This window comes from Aquabacter sp. DMC10, from assembly GCF_056314145.1.
The window spans coordinates 71,720-89,898 of record NZ_JBQUYX010000008.1; the positions used below are offsets into that span (position 1 = coordinate 71,720).

15 protein-coding genes are annotated in these 18,179 nt (G+C 67.0%); 12 read left to right on the forward strand and 3 right to left on the reverse strand.

Going from position 1 to position 18,179, the window contains the following annotated elements; all coding sequences use genetic code 11:
• Positions 1 to 7: 7 nt before the first annotated feature.
• From ACT54L_RS19980 to ACT54L_RS19990, 3 genes are read right to left on the reverse strand one after another with little or no spacing between them, the layout of a single operon-like run.
• Entirely contained in the window at positions 8 to 868 is an 861-nt protein-coding gene (locus ACT54L_RS19980; RefSeq protein ID WP_476087387.1) for a carbohydrate ABC transporter permease, read from the reverse strand.
• Position 869: 1 nt separating this feature from the next.
• A complete protein-coding gene (locus tag ACT54L_RS19985; RefSeq protein ID WP_476087388.1) occupies positions 870 to 1,829 on the reverse strand; it encodes a carbohydrate ABC transporter permease in 960 nt (319 codons plus the stop codon).
• Between the two features lie 3 nt (positions 1,830 to 1,832).
• Positions 1,833 to 3,116: an ABC transporter substrate-binding protein gene (locus ACT54L_RS19990; RefSeq protein WP_476087389.1), complete on the reverse strand. Its 1,284-nt coding sequence runs from the start codon at positions 3,114 to 3,116 to the stop codon at positions 1,833 to 1,835.
• 203 nt (positions 3,117 to 3,319) lie between these two features.
• Between ACT54L_RS19990 and ACT54L_RS19995 the strand changes: the two genes are divergently transcribed.
• The 12 genes from ACT54L_RS19995 (at position 3,320) to ACT54L_RS20050 (ending at position 18,160) form a co-directional block, all read left to right on the forward strand.
• Positions 3,320 to 5,032 (forward strand): IlvD/Edd family dehydratase, encoded by a 1,713-nt coding sequence (locus tag ACT54L_RS19995; protein ID WP_476087390.1) that lies wholly within the window; start codon positions 3,320 to 3,322, stop codon positions 5,030 to 5,032.
• Positions 5,029 to 5,907 (forward strand): amidohydrolase family protein, encoded by an 879-nt coding sequence (locus ACT54L_RS20000; RefSeq protein WP_476087391.1) that lies wholly within the window; start codon positions 5,029 to 5,031, stop codon positions 5,905 to 5,907. The genes ACT54L_RS19995 and ACT54L_RS20000 overlap by 4 nt, the downstream gene beginning before the upstream one ends.
• A gap of 183 nt (positions 5,908 to 6,090) precedes the next feature.
• Positions 6,091 to 7,326 (forward strand): ABC transporter substrate-binding protein, encoded by a 1,236-nt coding sequence (locus ACT54L_RS20005; protein ID WP_476087392.1) that lies wholly within the window; start codon positions 6,091 to 6,093, stop codon positions 7,324 to 7,326.
• A 181-nt stretch (positions 7,327 to 7,507) separates the two neighbouring features.
• Entirely contained in the window at positions 7,508 to 8,362 is an 855-nt protein-coding gene (locus ACT54L_RS20010; RefSeq protein WP_476087393.1) for a branched-chain amino acid ABC transporter permease, read from the forward strand.
• 1 nt (position 8,363) lies between these two features.
• Positions 8,364 to 9,338 carry a branched-chain amino acid ABC transporter permease gene (locus ACT54L_RS20015; RefSeq protein ID WP_476087394.1) on the forward strand — a complete coding sequence of 325 codons (975 nt, stop codon included), beginning with the start codon at positions 8,364 to 8,366 and terminating at the stop codon, positions 9,336 to 9,338.
• The gene (locus ACT54L_RS20020) at positions 9,331 to 10,119 is read left to right on the forward strand and encodes an ABC transporter ATP-binding protein (protein WP_476087395.1); all 789 of its coding nucleotides are present in this window, start codon (positions 9,331 to 9,333) and stop codon (positions 10,117 to 10,119) included. The genes ACT54L_RS20015 and ACT54L_RS20020 overlap by 8 nt, the downstream gene beginning before the upstream one ends.
• On the forward strand, positions 10,116 to 10,823 hold the full coding sequence (locus tag ACT54L_RS20025) for an ABC transporter ATP-binding protein (RefSeq protein WP_476087396.1): 708 nt from the start codon (positions 10,116 to 10,118) through the stop codon (positions 10,821 to 10,823). Before ACT54L_RS20020 ends, ACT54L_RS20025 begins: the two co-directional genes overlap by 4 nt.
• 18 nt (positions 10,824 to 10,841) lie before the next feature.
• Complete coding sequence (locus ACT54L_RS20030; RefSeq protein ID WP_476087397.1) at positions 10,842 to 12,104, forward strand: allantoate amidohydrolase; 1,263 nt, start codon at positions 10,842 to 10,844, stop codon at positions 12,102 to 12,104.
• Positions 12,104 to 13,585, forward strand: a complete 1,482-nt coding sequence (locus tag ACT54L_RS20035; protein ID WP_476087398.1) for a M81 family metallopeptidase — start codon at positions 12,104 to 12,106, stop codon at positions 13,583 to 13,585. The genes ACT54L_RS20030 and ACT54L_RS20035 overlap by 1 nt, the downstream gene beginning before the upstream one ends.
• Positions 13,586 to 13,589: 4 nt before the next feature.
• A complete protein-coding gene (locus ACT54L_RS20040; RefSeq protein ID WP_476087399.1) occupies positions 13,590 to 14,366 on the forward strand; it encodes a FadR/GntR family transcriptional regulator in 777 nt (258 codons plus the stop codon).
• A gap of 42 nt (positions 14,367 to 14,408) precedes the next feature.
• Positions 14,409 to 15,533: a metallophosphoesterase family protein gene (locus tag ACT54L_RS20045; protein WP_476087400.1), complete on the forward strand. Its 1,125-nt coding sequence runs from the start codon at positions 14,409 to 14,411 to the stop codon at positions 15,531 to 15,533.
• Positions 15,530 to 18,160: an AAA family ATPase gene (locus ACT54L_RS20050; protein WP_476087401.1), complete on the forward strand. Its 2,631-nt coding sequence runs from the start codon at positions 15,530 to 15,532 to the stop codon at positions 18,158 to 18,160. Before ACT54L_RS20045 ends, ACT54L_RS20050 begins: the two co-directional genes overlap by 4 nt.
• Positions 18,161 to 18,179: the final 19 nt, after the last annotated feature.

Below are 18,179 nucleotides of genomic sequence, written 5' to 3' on the forward strand. Positions count from 1 at the left end.
GGCAGCCTCACTTGATCGCGCCGGCGGTCATGCCGCGGATCAGCTTTTCGGAGAAGAAGACGTAGGCGACGATGACCGGGATGACCGAGATCATGACGCCCGTGGCGATCATGCCGATGTCCTGGAAATGGTCGCCCATGAAAGCGCGGATGCCGATGGGCAAGGTGCGCTTGTCGGGATCGGTGATGAGCACCACCGCAAACAGGAACTCATTCCAAAGCTGGATGAAGTTCAAGATCAAGGTCGTGGCGATGGCCGGCATGCCCACGGGCAGGACGATGCGCCAGAAGATCTCCAGGTCACCATAGCCATCCATCTTGGCGGCGTCGAACAGGTCCTGCGGGATGCGGGCGAAGAAGCCTTCCAGCAGGTAGACCGTCAGCGGCAATTGAAGGGAGACATAGACCAGCGCCAGCCCGAACAGGCTATTGTAGAGATTATACTCGACCAGGATCTGGTAGAGCGAGATCAGCGTGATCTGCGGTGGGAAGATGATGGAGGAGAACAGCACCCCATAGATCAGCCGGTTGCCCCGGAATCGATAGCGCGCGAGCGCATGGGCCGCCGCCGCGCCGATGAGGGTCACCACGGCCACCGCGCCCACCACCACAAGGGCTGAATTCCAGAAATAGGTCGCGAAGGCGGAATCCACCCAGGCGGTGCGGAACTGGTCGAAATGGAAGCGGGTCGGAAAGGCATAAGGATCGGCGCTGATCTCCGCCGTGGTGCGCACGGACATGGTGGCGAGCCACAGGAAGGGGCCGAGCTGGTAGATGGTGTAGATCGCCAGCACGAGGCCGAGAATGCCCCGCGAGAACAGGCGCGGCAGGGGCGCCCTGCCCTCCCGGACGGCGTGGGATGCGGACATCTCAATACTCCAGGCGCTCACGCGAGCCGAGCACGCGGTTGAGGATGATGACCGAGGCGCACACCACCAGGAACCACACCGTCGCAATGGCCGAGGGATAGCCGAGGTCGAAGGTGTTCCAGTTGAAGGCGCGCTTGTAGACGTAGGTGGAGACGGTCTCGGTGGCCCAGAGCGGCCCGCCCTGCGTCATGATCCAGACCAGGTCGAACACCTTCATCTTGCCGATGAAAGAGAGGATGTAGAGGCTCAGCAGTGTGGGCCGCAGCATGGGAATGATGATGTAGCGCAGCTTCGCGCCCCAGCCGCAATTGTCGAGGTCGGCGGCCTCCAGCACTTCCTTGGGCAGGGAGTGGATGGCGGCGAGGCACACCACCATGTTGAAGCCGGCCCATTTCCAGGCATGGGTCACGATGACCGAGCCGAGCGCGAGGTTGGGATCGCCCAGCCAGGACGAGGCAAGCGCGCCGAGGCCCACAGCCCGCAGCATCACATTCAGGATGCCCCAGTCATAATTGTAGATCCACATCCACAGGATCGCGACCACCACATAGGACAGGAGCACGGGCGTGAACCACGCCACCCGCAGGAAACGGGCAAACGGCACGCCGGCATAAAGGGCAAGCGCCAGCAGAAGGCCGGTCGCAACGTCCAGTATTGGCGCCACGAAAGACCAGATGAACGTATTGCGCACCGCGACCCAGAAGGTCTCGTCGCCCATCAGGTCACGATAATTTGCAAGTCCCACGAAAGTGGCGTCCAGCCCTTCGATGGTGAAGAAGCTGTCATAGATGGTGCGGAACGCCGGATAGGCCGTCAGCCCGCAATAGACCAGGAGCCCCGGTCCGAGAAAGATGGCCAGAACAAGCCGCGTGGCGCGCCGGGGATCGGCGAGGGTGGCCCGCGAGGAGGCTTTCGCCTCCCCGCTCTTGGCCGAGGTCTGCAAGGAGAGAACGTCGGGCATCGCTCACTTCTTCAGGCAGGCGGCATCCATCTTGTCCGCCGCATCGGCGACGCTGATGAGGCCGGCGGGGAAGGCATTGTTCATGACCTGCACATAGGTTTCGGCGCACTTGGCCCTGTAATAGAGCAGCGGCGTGCCGAAGAAGTAGGTCACGTCCTTGTTTCGCGCGTTCAGCTCGTCGAAATAGGCCTTGTGCGGGCTGACGATCTTGGTGGGATCGGACTTGAGGCCGCTCTGGAGCGAGACTTCGCTGATCCACTTCGTGCCATTCTCGGCCGTGGCCATGGACTTCAGTAGGGCGCCGGCACAATCCTTGTTCTTGCCCTTGGAATACATCACGAAACTGCCGGCCACCGCCAGCGTCTTGCAGTTCGGGCAATCGCCCTTGTCCATGGCGGGGAACTTCATGATGCCGAGCGGAAAGCCCGCGGGCATGCCGCCTTTCTCCGGCGGCGCAAAGGCGCGCCCCGTGAACCAGCTGGGATCGGGGAAGGTCAGCGCGCCCGGCGTATTGTAGAAGTAGAAGTGGGACTCGCCGAGCTTCAGGGTCGAGAAGCTCTTGGGATAGGCGCCGGCATCCACCAGTTCCTTCACCCAGGTCATCACCTCCTGGACCCGGGGATCCTTGAAGGACAATTCGCCACTCAAGAGCTTCTTATAATCGTCCGGCCCGAGCTTGCGCAGCAGCGACTCGAACAGCAGCTGACCACCGGGAAAGGGGCGATCGCCCACGCCTTGCGACACCGGAGTGATGCCCGCAGCGACGCCCTTCTTCACGAGATCCAGGAACTGGGCCTGCGTGAGCTGGAAGGAAGCCGGCACGTCCACGCCGACTTTCTTGACAAGGTCCCTGTTATAGTAAAGCTCGACCGTATAAGCCTCCACCGGCACGCCATAGACCTTGCCCTTTGAGGTCCAGGCCGGTTTTGCCCAGTCTTCAAGACCATTGAGGTCGATGTAACCGTCGAGGGGCTCAAGGAAGCCGCCGGCCAGGAATTCCGGCTGGTCCGGCTCCATGTAGAAGATGTCGGGCGCCTGCCCGGTGCGCACGGCGGACTTGGCCTGGGTGTAGATGTCGGCCTTGGGGATGAAACTCAGCTTCACCGTGCACTGTTTGTTTGCGGCCTCGAAATCCTTGACGCGCGCCGTCACCCATTCCTTCTTGGCGGGCTCGTCCGGCCAGTTGCTCCACATGGTGATTTCGGTCGGCTCGGCGGCGGCATGGCCCGCCCAGCCCATGGCAGTGGCCAGAATGACCGCCGCACCCACGCCTTGAATGCTCCTCATCCGCGTCGCTCCCGTCTTGCCCGTTATGTCTGGGCTTTGCCGGGAGACTGAGGATGGAGGCCTAAATTGTCAATAATGATTCCGGATCATGCGCATTTTTTGGCGGCAGATCCTGATACCCGGCCATTCATTATTGACAATTTTCCCATGCACGCGGATTGTTCCCCTCCAGGTCGGCGATGATCGACACGAGGAAGGCGCGAATGGCCCGAGGACTGCGAAAAGGCTTGACGAGTTATGGCGACGACGGCTTCGCGCTGTTCCTGCGCAAGGCATTCATCAAGGCCATGGGCTATTCCGATGATGCCCTCGACCGGCCCATCGTCGGCATCACCAACACCTATTCCGACTACAATCCCTGCCACGGCAACGCGCCCCAGCTCATCGAGGCGGTGAAGCGCGGCGTGATGCTGGCGGGCGCCATGCCCATGGTGTTCCCCACCATCTCCATCCATGAGAGCTTCGCGCACCCCACCTCCATGTTCCTGCGCAACCTCATGGCCATGGATACGGAAGAGATGATCCGCGCCCAGCCCATGGACGCGGTGGTGGTGATCGGCGGCTGCGACAAGACCTTGCCGGCGCAGATCATGGCGGCGGCGAGCGTGGACCTGCCGACGGTTGTCGTACCGGTCGGGCCCATGGTGGTGGGCCACCATCGCGGCGAGGTGCTGGGCGCCTGCACCGATTGTCGGCGGCTCTGGAGCGCGCACCGGGCGGGGGAGATCGACGAGGCCGAGATTGACACCGTCAACGGCCGGCTCGCGCCTTCGGTGGGCACCTGCATGGTCATGGGCACCGCCAGCACCATGGCCTGCATCACCGAGACGCTCGGCCTGTCCTTGCCCATGAGTGCCACCATTCCCGCCCCCCATGCGGAGCGCGTGCGCCTTGCCGAGGCGAGCGGGAAGGTGGCGGCGCGGCTTGCGGTGGAAGACGGCCCACGCCCGAGCGAGCTGCTCACCCCCGCCGCCTTCCGCAATGCCATGGTGGTCATGCAGGCCATCGGAGGCTCCACCAATGGCATCATCCATCTCTCCGCCATCGCCAACCGGACGCCCCACGCCTTGTCACTGGCGACCCTGGACGAGATCGGCCGCGATGTCCCGGTGCTGGTGGATCTCAAGCCCTCCGGCGCCCATTACATGGAGCACTTCCACCATGCGGGTGGCGTCCCCAAGCTATTGAAGCAGTTGGGAGAACTGATCGACCTCGACACCCCAACCGTGGCCGGCGGCACGCTGCGGGACGTGGTTGCCAAGGCTGAGGACGTGCCCGGGCAAGATGTCATCCGCGATCGCTCCGCCCCCATCAAGCGGGAAGGCTCCATGGTGGTGCTGCGGGGGAACCTGGCCCCCGGCGGCGCCATCCTGAAGCAGGCGGCAGCCACCGAGCGGCTGCTCCAGCACACGGGCCGCGCGGTGGTGTTTGAATCGGTGGTGGACATGGCCGCCCGCATCGATGATCCCGATCTGGACGTGACCGCGGACGACGTCCTTGTCCTGCGCAACACTGGCCCCAAGGGGGCGCCCGGCATGCCGGAGGCGGGCTATCTGCCGATCCCGAAAAAGCTCGGCCGGCAGGGCGTGAAGGACATGGTGCGCATCTCGGATGCCCGCATGAGCGGCACCGCCTTCGGCACAATCGTTCTGCACATCACCCCTGAGTCCGCCATTGGCGGCCCGCTCGCCCTGGTGCAAAGCGGCGACATGATCCGGCTCGACGTGAAAGGACGCAGCATCGACCTGCTGGTGCAGGAGGACGAGCTGGAGCGCCGCCGCGCGGGGCTTGCCCTGATACCGCCCCGCGCCTTGCCGGAACGGGGCTATGCGCGGCTCTTCCAGCAGAGCGTTCTCCAGGCGGACGAAGGATGCGATTTCGACTTCCTGGTGCGCCACCCCGGCGCGAAGGAATGACGGCAGAACCGCGCCTGTGCTTGCCCCCGCTCGCCCCGCGCGGGGCCGGCGGGCGCAAGCTCCCGGCCGGCACTTGCGACACCCACATGCATGTGTTCGGGCCGGCGGAGCGCTTCCCGCTCAGCCCGCAGCGTGGCTACACGCCCGTGCCGGTGACGCTGGAGGATTATGAAAAGGTGATGCAGGCGCTGGGCATCGAGCGGGCGGTTGTGGTTCAGCCCAGTGTCTATGGCACCGACAATGCCGCGCTTCTGCACGCCCTCGCCCGGCGGCCGGACCGCTTGCGCGGAATTGTGGTGGTTGATCCCGAAACATGCGACGCCACCTTGCGGGACATGGATGGCGCAGGCGTGCGTGGCATCCGCATCAACCGGCGCAATCCTGGTGGCCTTTCGCTGGAGGATGCCGTGCGCCTCGCCCGGCGCATCGCCCCGCTCGGCTGGCACATTCAGCTGCAGATCGAACTGCGTGGCGGCCTCGAACTGAAGCAGCTGGCCGCGACATGCCCCGTGCCCCTGGTGCTCGACCATTTCGGCTTTCTCGACCCACGCTGGCCCATCGACGACCCGCGCTTCCACGCCGTGCTCCGACTCATGGAGACCGGCGCCTTTTGGGTGAAGATGTCGGCGCCCTATCGGGTGTCGCGGCAGGGGCCGCCTTATGCGGATCTCAAACCCTTCATGGCCGCCCTTCTCGCCTGCCGCTCCGATCGCCTTCTGTGGGCCACCGACTGGCCGCATACGGAATTGTGGAGCGGCATGCCGGATGACGTGGATCTGGCGGACGGGCTCGATTTTGTCTCCCCTGAAGACCGGCACCGCATCCTCGTCACAAACCCTGCGGAGCTCTACGGCTTTCCGCCGCCCCGCGCCTGACACGGCGCGACGCAGGCGCTCGCGGCACCAACCGAGGCGCCGCCTCGGCCCTTCACCCCCGCCGTTTGCACGCCTTCTCCCCTGATCCGGCCTGCATCTCGCCCAGGCGAGGGGGCGATGAGTGCGCGCCAGAATGCGCTTGCCTCTATCCGATCTATACGCATAAATATGATGAATAGAAGAATGAACCTTCACAGAAAGGGACCGGAGATGGATCGCAGGCAATTCCTTGTCACCACGGGTCTGGCGGCGGCGGCGGTTGCCGCGCCGGGCTTGTCGCGCCGCGTCTTAGCGGCGGACGAGCCCTTGCGCATCGGCGTTCCCGTGCCAATCTCTGGCGCCTATGCCGCCAACGGCAAGTACGCCACCATGGGCGCCCAGATGGCGGCCGAAGCTGTCTCCAAGGCGAGCGGCAAGCAGGTCTCCACGCTCGATCTCGACACCGAGGGCAAGCCGGCGGTCGCCGTACGCAAGGTGCAGGACGCCATGGCGCAGAATGGCGTGAAGCTGTTCGCCGGCGGCATCCTGTCCTCCGAGTCCCTCGCCATGGGCAAGGAAGTGGATCGCGGTCAGGGCGCGTTCATGACCACGGCCGGGGCGGACGAGATCACGGGCGTCGATTGCAACCGCGCCACCTTCCGCTGGTCCGTGCCCACCTATGGCGCCATCAACCAGACCGTGCGGCCGCTCATCAACCTGCTGCCCAATGCCAAGAAGTGGTACACGATCACGCCCCAATATGTCTTCGGCGAGGGCCTCCTGAAGGCCGCCAAGGACATCTTCGCCGAGAAGGGCATCCAGCATGTGGGCAACAGCTACCACTCGCTGACCGACAAGGAATTCTCCGGCTATCTCACCAACGCCATGGCCGCCCAGCCGGATGTTCTCCTTCTTTTGAACTTCGGCTCGCAGTCTTCCGACACGCTGCGCCAGGCCCTGAGCTTTGGGATGAAGAAGCGCATGGCGATCCTGGTGGCCTGGGCCTCCGGTCTCGAGCAGTTCGAGGCGCTGGGCGCGGACCTATGCGAGGGCATCTATTTCGGTGCCCAGTATTGGCACACGGCCGACACCGCCTTTAATCGCGACATCGTGCCGAAGGTGCGCGAGAAGTATGGCTCGAGCCCGAACTACTCGTTCGTGGGCTCCTATATCTGCTCAAAGCTGCTGCTGGACGGCGCCGTGAAGGCGGGATCCACCGACGGCCCGGCGGTGGCCAAGGCGCTGGAGGGGCTGAGCTACGAAGGCCCGACAGGCCCCGAGGAAATCCGCGCCGCAGATCACCAGGTGATCAAGGACTATTATCTGCTGAAGGGCAAGGCGAAGAGCGCCATGACGGACAAGGACGATTTCGCCGAGATCCTGAGCTCTGGCAAATCCTTCCTCTCGCCCGAGCAGGCCGGCTGCAAGATGCCCGCCTGACGCTGTCCGGACGGGGACGCCCGTCCTCCAGCCATTGATCCGCCCGCACGCCGGGCGGATCCCGCTCCGCATTTCGCGTCATGGGCCGACACGCCGGCAAGGTCTCCTGGACCGCCTAGCCGGCGCCGGGGCGGTAGTGACGCGCCTGCGGCGGGCTGTCCCTGGCGATCGGGAGTGTCGCTTGATCTATCTGTTCCAGATCCTGAACGGCGTCGGCCTCGGGATGCTCTACTTCCTGCTGGCGGTGGGATTGAGCGTCATTTTCGGGCTGCTCCAGTTCGTCAACTTCGCCCACGGCGCCTTCTATTTGCTGGGCGCCTATCTCACCTATGACCTGGTCTCGCGCGGGTTCGATTTCTGGCTCGCCATGCCCATTGCGACGCTCATCGTCGCGGGCCTTGCGGCCCTGGTGGAAGTGCTGCTCCTGCGGCGCATCTACAACCTCCCCCACTCCTTCCACATCCTGGTGACGGTGGGCCTCGCGCTGGTGGTGCAGGAGGTCACGATCATCTTGTGGGGTCCGCTCGGGGGAAGCGTGCCGGCGCCCGAAGGCCTTCAGGGCGTGGTGATCCTGGGCAATTTCGTCTATCCGGAATACCGCCTCTTCACCATCGGCTTCACCGCCGTCCTGGCGGGCCTGCTGTGGTGGCTGCTGGAAGGCACGCGCCTCGGCGCCGTCGTGCGGGCCGGGTCTGAATCCCATTCCAACATGGCCCTGCTCGGCTATGACACGCTGCGCATCAACACCGCGGTGTTCGGCTTCGGCGCGGGCTTGGCAGGCTTGGCCGGAGCGCTCGCTGCGCCCATCCGCGGCGTCGAGCCCTTCATGGGCGCGGAGGCGCTGGCCATTGCCTTCGTGGTGGTCGTGATCGGCGGCATGGGCAGCTACACGGGCGCACTGGTGGCCGGCATCCTCGTGGGCGTCATCCAGAGCCTCATGACGACGCTGTGGCCCGAAGGCGCGCGGCTGATGATCTATGTGGCCATGGCGCTGGTCATTGCCCTGCGTCCCCGTGGCCTCCTGGGGAGGGCATGAGATGAACGTGGTCGATCGCCCTCTCGTTCAATTCGGCCTCGCCGTCGCGGTGGCCCTCGCCCTTCCCCTCTGCCTGTCCTCCGGCATATTGGCGAGCGAAGTGCTCATCTTCGCCATCGTGGTGGCCGCCTGCAATCTGCTGCTCGGCTATACCGGGCTCCTGTCCTTCGGCCAGGGCATCTTCTTCGGGCTGGGCACCTATTTCGCCGGCGTGGGACTGACGCGTTACGGCCTTGCGGTGCCGGTCGTGCTGGTGGGCGCCACGGTGCTCGGGGCCGTCCTGGCCGCCGCTGTGGGCTGGCTCTCCATCCGCCGGCAGGGCGTCTATTTCGTGATGTTGACGCTGGCCTTCTCCCAGCTCTTCTACTTCCTGGCCTATACGTTCAGTGACCTGACCGGCGGCGACAATGGCATCCTCGATGTGCCGCGCCCGAACATAGGCGGCGTGCTGAACGATCCCTGGTCCTATTATGCCTTCGTGGCGGTGTGTTTCGTGGCCGTGTTCGGCCTGCTGCTGGTGGTCACCCAATCCACCTTCGGGCGGACCTTGCTGGCCATCCGCGAGAACGAGCCGCGCGCCGCCGCCATCGGCTTTCCCACCAAGGTCTTCAAGACCCAGGCCTTCGCCATTTCCGGCGCGGTGACCGCCTTCGGCGGTGCGCTCCACGCCATGCTGATCGGCGTCGCCCCCTTGTCCAACATCGAGTACCACACCAGCGAGCAGATCCTCATCATGACCATCATCGGCGGCACGTCGAGCCTGTTCGGCTCGGTGCTGGGGGCGGGCTTCTTCCTGCTGATGGCAGATGCGCTCTCCACCATCTGGCCACGCTGGCTCCTGCTGCTGGGTCTCGCGCTCATCGTGGTGGCGCTGTTCATGCAGCGCGGCCTCTGGGGCTTGGTTGAGAAGGCCAGCGCCGCCCTCACGAGCCGCAAGACGGCGGACAAGGACGCGCGGGAGGGTGGTCATGTCTGAGACCTCGAATGCCAGCCCGGACATCACCCTGGAGACCCGGGGCCTCGGCATCACCTATGGCAAGTTCGTGGCGCTCGCCGGGGTGGACCTGACCATCCGAAAGAACTCCGTCCACTCCATCATCGGCCCCAACGGGGCGGGGAAGACCACCCTCTTCCATGCCCTCACCGGCCGGGTGCGGGCGTCCGCCGGACGCATCCTGATGGAAGGCCGGGACATCACCGATACCTCGGACGATGACCGGGTGCGCGCCGGAATTGCCCGCTCCTTCCAAGTTACCAGCCTGTTCCCGAACCTCGCCGTGCGCGAGAACCTGCGTCTCGCCAGCCAGGGCCGCACCCCCTGGCCGGCCTTGCTGCCCTGGGGGCGGGCCGAGGCCAACGCCGCAGCCCTGGAAACGGTGGACTATGTGCTCGGCCGCCTTGCGCTGACCGGCGTCGCGAACCGACTGGCTGGCGAGCTCTCCCACGGCCAGCAGCGGCGTCTGGAAGTGGGCATGGCCATGGCGGCCCGTCCCAAGCTCATCCTCCTGGACGAGCCCACGTCCGGCATGGGCATCGACGACATCGAGGACATGAAGGCGCTGATCCGGGATTTGGGCCGCGACCATACGGTGCTGTTCATCGAGCACAATATGGGCATCGTCATGAACATCTCGGACACCGTCACCGTCATGCGCCTCGGCCGCAAGCTGGTGGAGGGGCCGCCGGCCGTGGTCCGTGCCGACCCGGAAGTGCAGCGCGCCTATCTCGGCAACATGATTACGGGGGACATGGCATGACACCGGCCCTGAGGGTCGACGAGATCCATTCCTTCTACGGCAAGAGCCACATTCTGCACGGCGTCTCCCTGGAGGTGCGCGAGGGCGAAATCGTCACGCTGCTCGGGCGCAACGGGGCGGGCAAGAGCACCACGCTGAAATCCATCGTGGGCCTCATCACCCCTGCACGCGGACGGGTGGAGCTGGGGGGCCAGGATGTCACCGGACGACCCGCCTACAGGATCGCCAACGCCGGCCTGTCTTTGGTGCCGGAGGACCGCGGCATCTTCCACCTGCTCTCGGTGGAGGAAAACCTGCGCATCGCCCAGCGCAAGGGCGCCCGCTGGGGGCTGGCTGACATCTATCGCATCTTCCCCCGCCTGAAAGAGCGGTCCCGCAATGGCGGCGGCCAGCTGTCCGGCGGCGAACAGCAGATGCTGTCCATCGCCCGCGCGCTGCTCGGCGGGCCGAAAGTGCTGATGCTGGACGAGCCCGTGGAGGGCCTTGCGCCCATCATCGTGGAGGAGATCGTCGACCAGATCCGCAAGATCCGCGACGCCGGCGTGCCCATCCTCCTCGTGGAGCAGAACCTGGCGGTCTGCGGTCAGCTGGCAGACCGGCACTACATCCTGGAACTGGGCCGCATCGCGCACGAGGCCAGCGCCCGGGAATTCCGCACCGATACGTCCATCATCGACCGCTATCTGGGCGTCAAGGCCGCCTGAGCGGGAAGCGAGAAGAGAATGTCCAACCTGAATGTGAACGGCGACCGCCTCTGGGAAGCCCTGATGGACACCGCCCGCATGGGTGGCACACCGGATGGCGGCATTGCCCGGCTGACCTTGAGCGACGAAGACAAGGCTGCGCGCGACTGGTTTTCAGGTGAGTGCCAAAGCCTCGGCATGACCATCCTCGTGGACGAGGTGGGCAACATGTTCGCCACCCGCCCCGGCCGCCGGGCCGATCTTGCCCCCATCGCCATGGGCAGCCACCTGGACACCCAGCCCACGGGCGGAAAGTTCGACGGCGTGCTCGGCGTCCTCGCCGCGCTGGAAGTGGTGCGCACGCTGGATGAAGCGGACTACCGCACCGAGGCGCCCTTGATGATCGCCAACTGGACCAATGAGGAAGGCTCCCGCTTTGCACCGGCCATGCTGGGCTCGGGCTGCTATGCCGGCGCCTATAGCCGCGAATATTGCGACAGCCGGGAGGACGTGACCGGTGAGAGCTTCGCCGCCGCGTTGGAGGCCATCGGCTATCGCGGCCAGGAAAAGGCTGGCGCGGTGAAGATCGGCGCCATGTTCGAGCTTCACATCGAACAAGGCCCGATCCTGGAGGCGGAAGGCGCCGCCATCGGCGTGGTGAAGGGCGTGCAGGGCATGCGCTGGTTCGACCTGGAGGTGAACGGCACCGCCGCCCATACCGGGTCCACCCCCATGGGCATGCGCCGCAACGCGCTGCTGGGCATGGCGCGCATCATCGACGGCATCGACCGCATCGCCAAGACCTATCCCGACGCGGTGGGCAGCATCGGCTTCCTGGACATCACGCCCAATTCGCACAATGTCATCGCCAGCAAGGTACGCGCCACCGTGGACCTGCGGCATCATGACGACGCCGTGCTTGATCCCCTGGAGGCGGAGGTCAAGGCGCTGATCGAGAAAGTGGTGGCCGAGCTCGACCTCACCTTCGACCTGCGCCCCATTTCGCGGGTGCCGGCGGTGGCTTTCCATCCTGATCTCATCGCCAGCGTGCGGCGCGCGGCGCAGGCGGCGGGCCTGCCCATGCGCGACATCATCTCTGGTGCCGGGCATGACGCCGCCCATGTGGCGGCGGTGGCACCCACCACCATGATCTTCGTGCCCTCGGAAAAGGGGCTGAGCCACAATCCCGCCGAGTTCACCTCTAAGGCGCAGTGCCACGCGGGGGCGCAGGTGCTGCTCGGCGCGGTGCTCGACTATGACCGCCGCACCGCTGCCGCCCAGCCGGTCAAGGGAGCCGCCTGATGCGCCTCGTCCTGGCCCGGCTCAATCACGAGACCAACACCTTCTCCCCGGTCCCGACGCCGCTTTCGGCCTTCCGGCCGCTCTGGGGAGAGGCGGCCCGCACTGCCGCGCAGGGCCACCCGACGGCCCTCGGCGCCTTCGCCGCCTTCGCACGTCGCCTGGGCGCCGAGACGCGCGTGCCGCTGATCGCCCATGCGGACCCCTCTGGCCCCGCCGACGACGCCACCTTCGATGCCATGGCGGACGCCATCCTGGCTGCGGTGGCTGAGGGGTGCGACGGTATCCTTCTGGACCTGCATGGCGCCATGGTCACGCGTGGCCATGATGACGCGGAAGGCGAGCTGGTCGCCCGCGTGCGGCGCGCGGCCCCCCATACGCCCATCGGCGTCGCCCTGGACCTGCACGGCAACATCACCCAGCGCCTGCTGGACCACTGCGACGTCATCGTCGGCTTCAAGACCTATCCCCACGTGGACATGGTGGAGACCGGCGAACATGTGGTGCGGCTGATGGCGCCGCTGCTGAACGGGGCGCCCCGCCCCGCCATGGCGCTGTGCCACCCGCCCATGCTCGCCGCCACCTTGTGCATGAACACCACGGTGCCCGGGGCCATGGCGGACCTCATCGCCCTCGCCCGCGCGGCCGAAGCGCGACCGGGCGTGCAGGCGGTCACCGTGTTCGGCGGTTTCCCCATCGCGGATCTGGCGGAGACGGGCGTGTCGATTGTCACGGTGGCGGATACGCCGGACCTTGCCCGGACGGTCGCCGACGAGATCGGCCGCGCGGCCTGGGAGAAGCGGGCGGCCTTCGTCTATGACCAGGAGCCGCTCCCCGCTTCGGTGGCGCGCGCGCGGGAGGCGGCAGGGCACGGCCAGCCGGTCCTCCTCCTCGACCACAGCGACAATTGCAACTCCGGCGGCCCGTGCGATTCCATGGACGTGCTGGAGGCCCTGCTCGCCACCGGGGAAACCGGCATCGCGGTGGGCCCCATCGCAGACCGGCAGGCGGTGGCCACCCTCTTCGCGGCGGGAGAGGGCGCAACCCTTACCCTGGAGCTGGGCAACAAGACGCCGGCCGAAGGCCTGCCCGCCCCCCGGCCGCCCTTGCGCCTCACCGGCCGCGTTCGGGCGCTGAGCGCCGGCAGCTACACCGTCACCGGCCCCATCTATACGGGCCAGATGCTCTCCATGGGCCGCGCGGCGGCCTTCGAGACCGAGCAGGCCATCATCGTGGTGTGCGAGCAGCCTCACGAGCCCCTGGACCTCGGGGTATTCTCCTGCCTCGGCATCGACCCGCTCCCCGCACGCTTCCTTCTGTTGAAGTCACGCATGTATTGCCGGCCGGTCTTCGAGCCGCTGTGTGCGGAGGTGGTGGAATGCGCCGGTAACGGGGTCACCGCATCCGACTATGGTTTGTTTGCTTTCAAAAAGGTGAAGCGCCCCATATATCCCCTCGACGGGGACTTGAATTGGGAAGCATGAACAGATGAGCGGCGGGCGCACTTCATCCGGCACGGATGTCAGGAAACTGCCGCGCATCAAACTGTCCGACCAGGTTGCCGAAGACGTGCGCCGGCAGATCGCCCGCGACAGCCTCCAGCCCGGCGATCGTCTGCCCAATGAGCGCGCCCTCATGGAGCGCTATGCCTGCTCCAAGGGCACCATTCGCGAGGCGCTCAAGGCCCTGGAGGTGGAAGGGCTGGTGCGCATGGTCTCCGGCCCCAATGGCGGGCCGGAGGTGCAGAGCTCGTCCATCGACATCGTAATGCAGCAGCTGCGCCAGTATCTCCATTTCCAGACCGTGGATTTCAAGCACGTCTATGAATTGCGCAAGGTGCTGGAAGTCATCCTGGTCGAAAATGTCATCGGCAAGCTGACCGAGGACCAGTACCGGCGGTTGGAAGAGAACATCACCCTGTGCGAGGAGGCCAATCAACGCGCCGCACGGTCGCTTGTTCGCGCCGCGGAGACCGAGTTTCACGACATCCTGTGCGAGGCGTGCGACAATGTCATCCTCGTCTTCATGTGCCGCTTCCTGAACGCCATGCTGCGGGACCTCGTGAGCTTCCGCTCCTCCAGCATGACGGAGCACGAGCGGTTCGGGGACGAGAACATCGCCAGCCACAGGCAGCTCCTGGCCGCGCTCAGGGCCAATGACGCGCAGAAGGCCGGGCAGATCATGCATGAGCACATGTGCTGCGCCGAAGGCTTCATGCGGCGCCTGGACGCCTCCTTCCGCTCCGATCTTCTGAGCCGCTTCTGACCTGCCAATGCGGGGCGCCGCCCTTGCTGCTATAGAGCGGACATGATCCGATTTCTGCACAGCGCCGACCTGCATCTGGGAAAGCCCTACGGCTCCATGCCGGAGGAGGTGCGCGGACGGCTCCGGGAGGCCCGCCACTCCGTGCTCGACCGGCTGGCGGCATGCGCCCGCGAGGGGGGAGCGCCTGTCATCCTGCTCGCGGGTGACGTGTTCGACACCGAGACGCCGAGCCCGGCCGTGCTCCGCCAGGCGCTGGCGGCCATGGCCCATCACGCAGACCTGCGCTGGCTCATCCTCCCGGGCAATCATGATTCGCTCGTCGCCGAGGAGCTGTGGGCGAGCGCGGCCCGGGCCCGGCCCGACAATGTCACGCTCGCGCTCACGGCCACGCCCCTGTCCCTCGGCCCCGATGCCGTGGTGCTCCCCGCCCCCTGCATCGCCAGGCGGCCAGGGCGCGACCTCACCGCCTGGATGAATGAGGCCGCAACGGAGCAAGGGGTGGCGCGCATCGGCCTTGCCCACGGGCCGGTGCAGACCTTTTCCGAGGATGGAAACGCCGACGATGTGATCGCCCCCGATCGCGCGGCGCGGGCGGGCCTCGACTATCTCGCCCTGGGGGATTGGCACGGACAGATCAGCCTTGGCACGCGGACCTGGTATGCCGGCACGCCGGAACCCGATCGCTTCAAGCATGACGCGCCCGGTCGCGCCTTGCGCGTCACCCTGACGGGCGCCGGCGCTCCGCCCCTAGTGGAGCCGGTGGAGACCGGCCTCTTCACCTGGCGCACCGCCTCGCTCGAAGCCCTGCCGGACGAGGACCTGGCCCACACCCTCGCCGCGCTCCTGCCGGCAGGCCCCGCGCGCCGGCAGACCTTGCTGCGCATCGCGGCCACCGGCCATGCCCGCCCGGAGGCGCGCGGCGTCCTGGAGGGCGCGATCACGGCGGCGGCGCCGGAATTTGCCCTGCTGGAGCTGGACGCCCAAGGGCTCGCCATCACCTGCGACACCACAGATCTGGAGCTGATCGACCGATCCGGGGCATTGCGGCAGGCAGCGGATGCCCTGCTCGGCGAGAGCCGGGACCCCGATCGTCCAACCGCCGAGCGTGAGGTGGCGCGGGAAGCCCTCATGCGCCTCTTCTCCTATTGCGCGGCCCTGCCCTCATGAAGCTGACCGCCCTGCGTCTGCACAATGTCCGCCGCTTTGCCGGTGCCGGCGTCCGCATCGAGGGCATCGGCGAGGGCGTCAATGTGCTGTGCGCGGCCAATGAGCAAGGCAAGTCCACCTGCTTCGATGCGCTTCATGCCCTCTTCTTCCAGGCCCATACCAGCACCGCAGGCGCGGTCCAGGCGCTGCGGCCTTATAGCGGCGGCGGCCCCCTGGTGGAGGCGGACATCGTCACCAGCGCCGGCGCCTTCCGGCTGACCAAGCAGTTCTTCGCCGGCAAGCGCGCCCAAGTGCGCGAGCAGGCCAGCGGCCGGATCCTTGCCCAGGCGGACGAGGCGGAACGCTTCATCACCAGCCTCATCAGCGACGGCGCCGCCGGCCCGGCCGGTCTCCTCTGGGTCCGCCAGGGGCTCACCGGCATGGAGCGGCGCGTCAAGTCGGAGGACGAGGCCGAGAAGCGGGCGCGAGAGACCGTGCTCGGCCTGGTACAGGGGGAAGTGGAGGCGCTCACCGGCGGCCGCCGCATGACCCAGGCCCTCGCCGCGTGCGAGGCCGAGCTCGGGCGGCTCGTCACCCCCGCCACGGGAAAGCCCAAGGCCAACGGTCCCTATGATGCCGCCCTGAAGACCCGCGACCGGCTGGCCGAGTTGGCGCGGCATCAAATGAGCGAAGTGGCGGACCTGCGCCACGCGCTCGATCGCCGCCGCGCGCTGCGCGCCCGGCTCGCCGAGATCGACAGCCCGGACCTGGTACGTGAAAGGGAAGAGGCAGTGGCGCAGGCGGCAGCTGCCCTCGCCGCCGCCCAAGCCCAAGCGGAGGCGCTCAAGGCGGCACGTACGGAGGCGGCTTCGGCCCAGAGCCGCAGCCAGGGAGCGCTGGGCGCTCTCACACGCTTCCGCGAGACGCTCGCCCGCCACGCCCAGGTAAGCCGCGAGGCCGCCCAGGCCATCGCACTGCGCGATCAGGCGCGCGAACGTCAGAGGCAGGCTGTTGAAAACGTGCGGCGAGCGACGGCAAGCCTGGCGGCGGCCGAGAGCCAGGAAAGGGCGCAGCGGGACCTCCTCGCCACTCTGGAGCGGGCACTCGCCGCGCACGCGGCCCGGCAGGCCTTGGCGAGCGCCCATGGCGCCCTGCGACAGGCGGAGGCGGCCCGGGCGGAGCTGGAAAGCGCGGAGGCGGCACAGAAGAGCCAGGCCATTCCCGCCAGCAAGCTCGCCGAGCTGGAAAAGGTGGAAGCCCAGCTGGCCGCCCTGCGCGCGTCCGCAGCCGCCAGGGCGCCTCTTCTGCGGATGGATTATCTGGCCGATGCCAGCGGCAGCGTGCGGATCGACGGCGCGCCCCTCGGCCAGCACGAGGAACGGGCCCTGGCGGACACCGCCCGCCTTGAGATCGATGGCGTGGGCCACCTGACCTTGTCCTTCCCAACCCGGGCGGATGAAGCCGAGGAAACCCGCAAGGCACAAGCCCGACAACGCGCACTGCTGGCGGAGCTGGGTGTGGCGGACCTCGCGGCCGCGCGGCTGCGGGAGGCGCGATGCCGCGCCCTTGAAGGCGAGGTGAAGCTGGCCCGTCAACGGCTCGCCATGCTCGCCCCCAACGGCTTTGCCGCGCTGCGCGAGCAGATTGCGCAGTGGGAGGCGAAGGCCCAGGGCGGTTCGGAAGTGATGGACGATCCTGAGCGTGTCCGGGCCCGCCTGCTGATCCTGGAGGCGGAGATCCGCAAGGGCCGCGAAGACGTGCGGGCGTTGCAGGCCCGGCAGGACGTGGCCGGCGAGGCGGTGGTGGAGACGGAGCGCCGGGCCGCGAGCCTTGCCTCAAGCCTCGAAAGCCTCGCGGAAAGCCTCGGCCCGGAGGGCGAGCGCAGCGGACGGGAAACCCGGCTCGCGGCCGAGGCCGCCGCCGCCGAACAGGCGCTTGAGACCATCACCGCGCGGATATCTGACCTGTCCCGGGACGCGCCCGACGTTGGCGCACTGGAAGCGCGGTTCAAGCGCCTGCGCTCGGTCGCCCAAGCCGCCCGCGAGGAGATCGCCGAGGCCCGGGAACAGGCCGCGGCCCTTGATGGGCGCATCCAGACCCGCGCGGAAAGTGCGGTGGAGGAGGCGCTGGAGGAAACCCGCGAACAGCTCGACGCGGCGGAGAAGAAGGTCGCCGCATTCGCCCGTGAGGTGGCCATCCTGACGCGCCTGCGCAGCGCCCTTGAGGACGCACGCACAACGGCGCGGGATCATTATTTCGCACCCCTTCTGCGGGAATTGCGGCCATTGCTGGGACTTCTGTTCGAGGACGCCACCGTCACCTTCGACGCAGACACGCTGCTGCCCCGCACCATGCGGCGGGAAGGCCTCGACGAGGACGTCAGCGGCCTGAGCGGCGGGATGCGGGAGCAATTGGCCATCCTGACGCGCCTGGCCTTTGCCCGTCTCCTGTCCCGCACCGGAGAGGCTGTGCCGGTCATCCTGGACGATGCCTTGGTCTATTCGGATGATGCGCGGATCGAGCGGATGTTCGACGCCTTGCACGACCAAGCCGGCAGCCAGCAGGTGATCGTCTTCACCTGCCGCCAGCGTGCCTTTGCGCAGTTGGGCGGCACCCTGCTGCGGATGGAGCCGTGGCAGCCCGTGTGAGGGGGCACCCGACGCGCCC

What these genes read in the sequence shown, in the direction of transcription:
- ACT54L_RS19980 (WP_476087387.1), bottom strand. Translation starts at nt 868, where the DNA reads ATGTCCGCATCCCACGCCGTCCGGGAGGGCAGGGCGCCCCTGCCGCGC.
- ACT54L_RS19985 (WP_476087388.1), bottom strand. Translation starts at nt 1,829, where the DNA reads ATGCCCGACGTTCTCTCCTTGCAGACCTCGGCCAAGAGCGGGGAGGCG.
- ACT54L_RS19990 (WP_476087389.1), bottom strand. Translation starts at nt 3,116, where the DNA reads ATGAGGAGCATTCAAGGCGTGGGTGCGGCGGTCATTCTGGCCACTGCC.
- ACT54L_RS19995 (WP_476087390.1), top strand. Translation starts at nt 3,320, where the DNA reads ATGGCCCGAGGACTGCGAAAAGGCTTGACGAGTTATGGCGACGACGGC.
- ACT54L_RS20000 (WP_476087391.1), top strand. Translation starts at nt 5,029, where the DNA reads ATGACGGCAGAACCGCGCCTGTGCTTGCCCCCGCTCGCCCCGCGCGGG.
- ACT54L_RS20005 (WP_476087392.1), top strand. Translation starts at nt 6,091, where the DNA reads ATGAACCTTCACAGAAAGGGACCGGAGATGGATCGCAGGCAATTCCTT.
- ACT54L_RS20015 (WP_476087394.1), top strand. Translation starts at nt 8,364, where the DNA reads ATGAACGTGGTCGATCGCCCTCTCGTTCAATTCGGCCTCGCCGTCGCG.
- ACT54L_RS20020 (WP_476087395.1), top strand. Translation starts at nt 9,331, where the DNA reads ATGTCTGAGACCTCGAATGCCAGCCCGGACATCACCCTGGAGACCCGG.
- ACT54L_RS20025 (WP_476087396.1), top strand. Translation starts at nt 10,116, where the DNA reads ATGACACCGGCCCTGAGGGTCGACGAGATCCATTCCTTCTACGGCAAG.
- ACT54L_RS20030 (WP_476087397.1), top strand. Translation starts at nt 10,842, where the DNA reads ATGTCCAACCTGAATGTGAACGGCGACCGCCTCTGGGAAGCCCTGATG.
- ACT54L_RS20035 (WP_476087398.1), top strand. Translation starts at nt 12,104, where the DNA reads ATGCGCCTCGTCCTGGCCCGGCTCAATCACGAGACCAACACCTTCTCC.
- ACT54L_RS20040 (WP_476087399.1), top strand. Translation starts at nt 13,590, where the DNA reads ATGAGCGGCGGGCGCACTTCATCCGGCACGGATGTCAGGAAACTGCCG.
- ACT54L_RS20045 (WP_476087400.1), top strand. Translation starts at nt 14,409, where the DNA reads ATGATCCGATTTCTGCACAGCGCCGACCTGCATCTGGGAAAGCCCTAC.
- ACT54L_RS20050 (WP_476087401.1), top strand. Translation starts at nt 15,530, where the DNA reads ATGAAGCTGACCGCCCTGCGTCTGCACAATGTCCGCCGCTTTGCCGGT.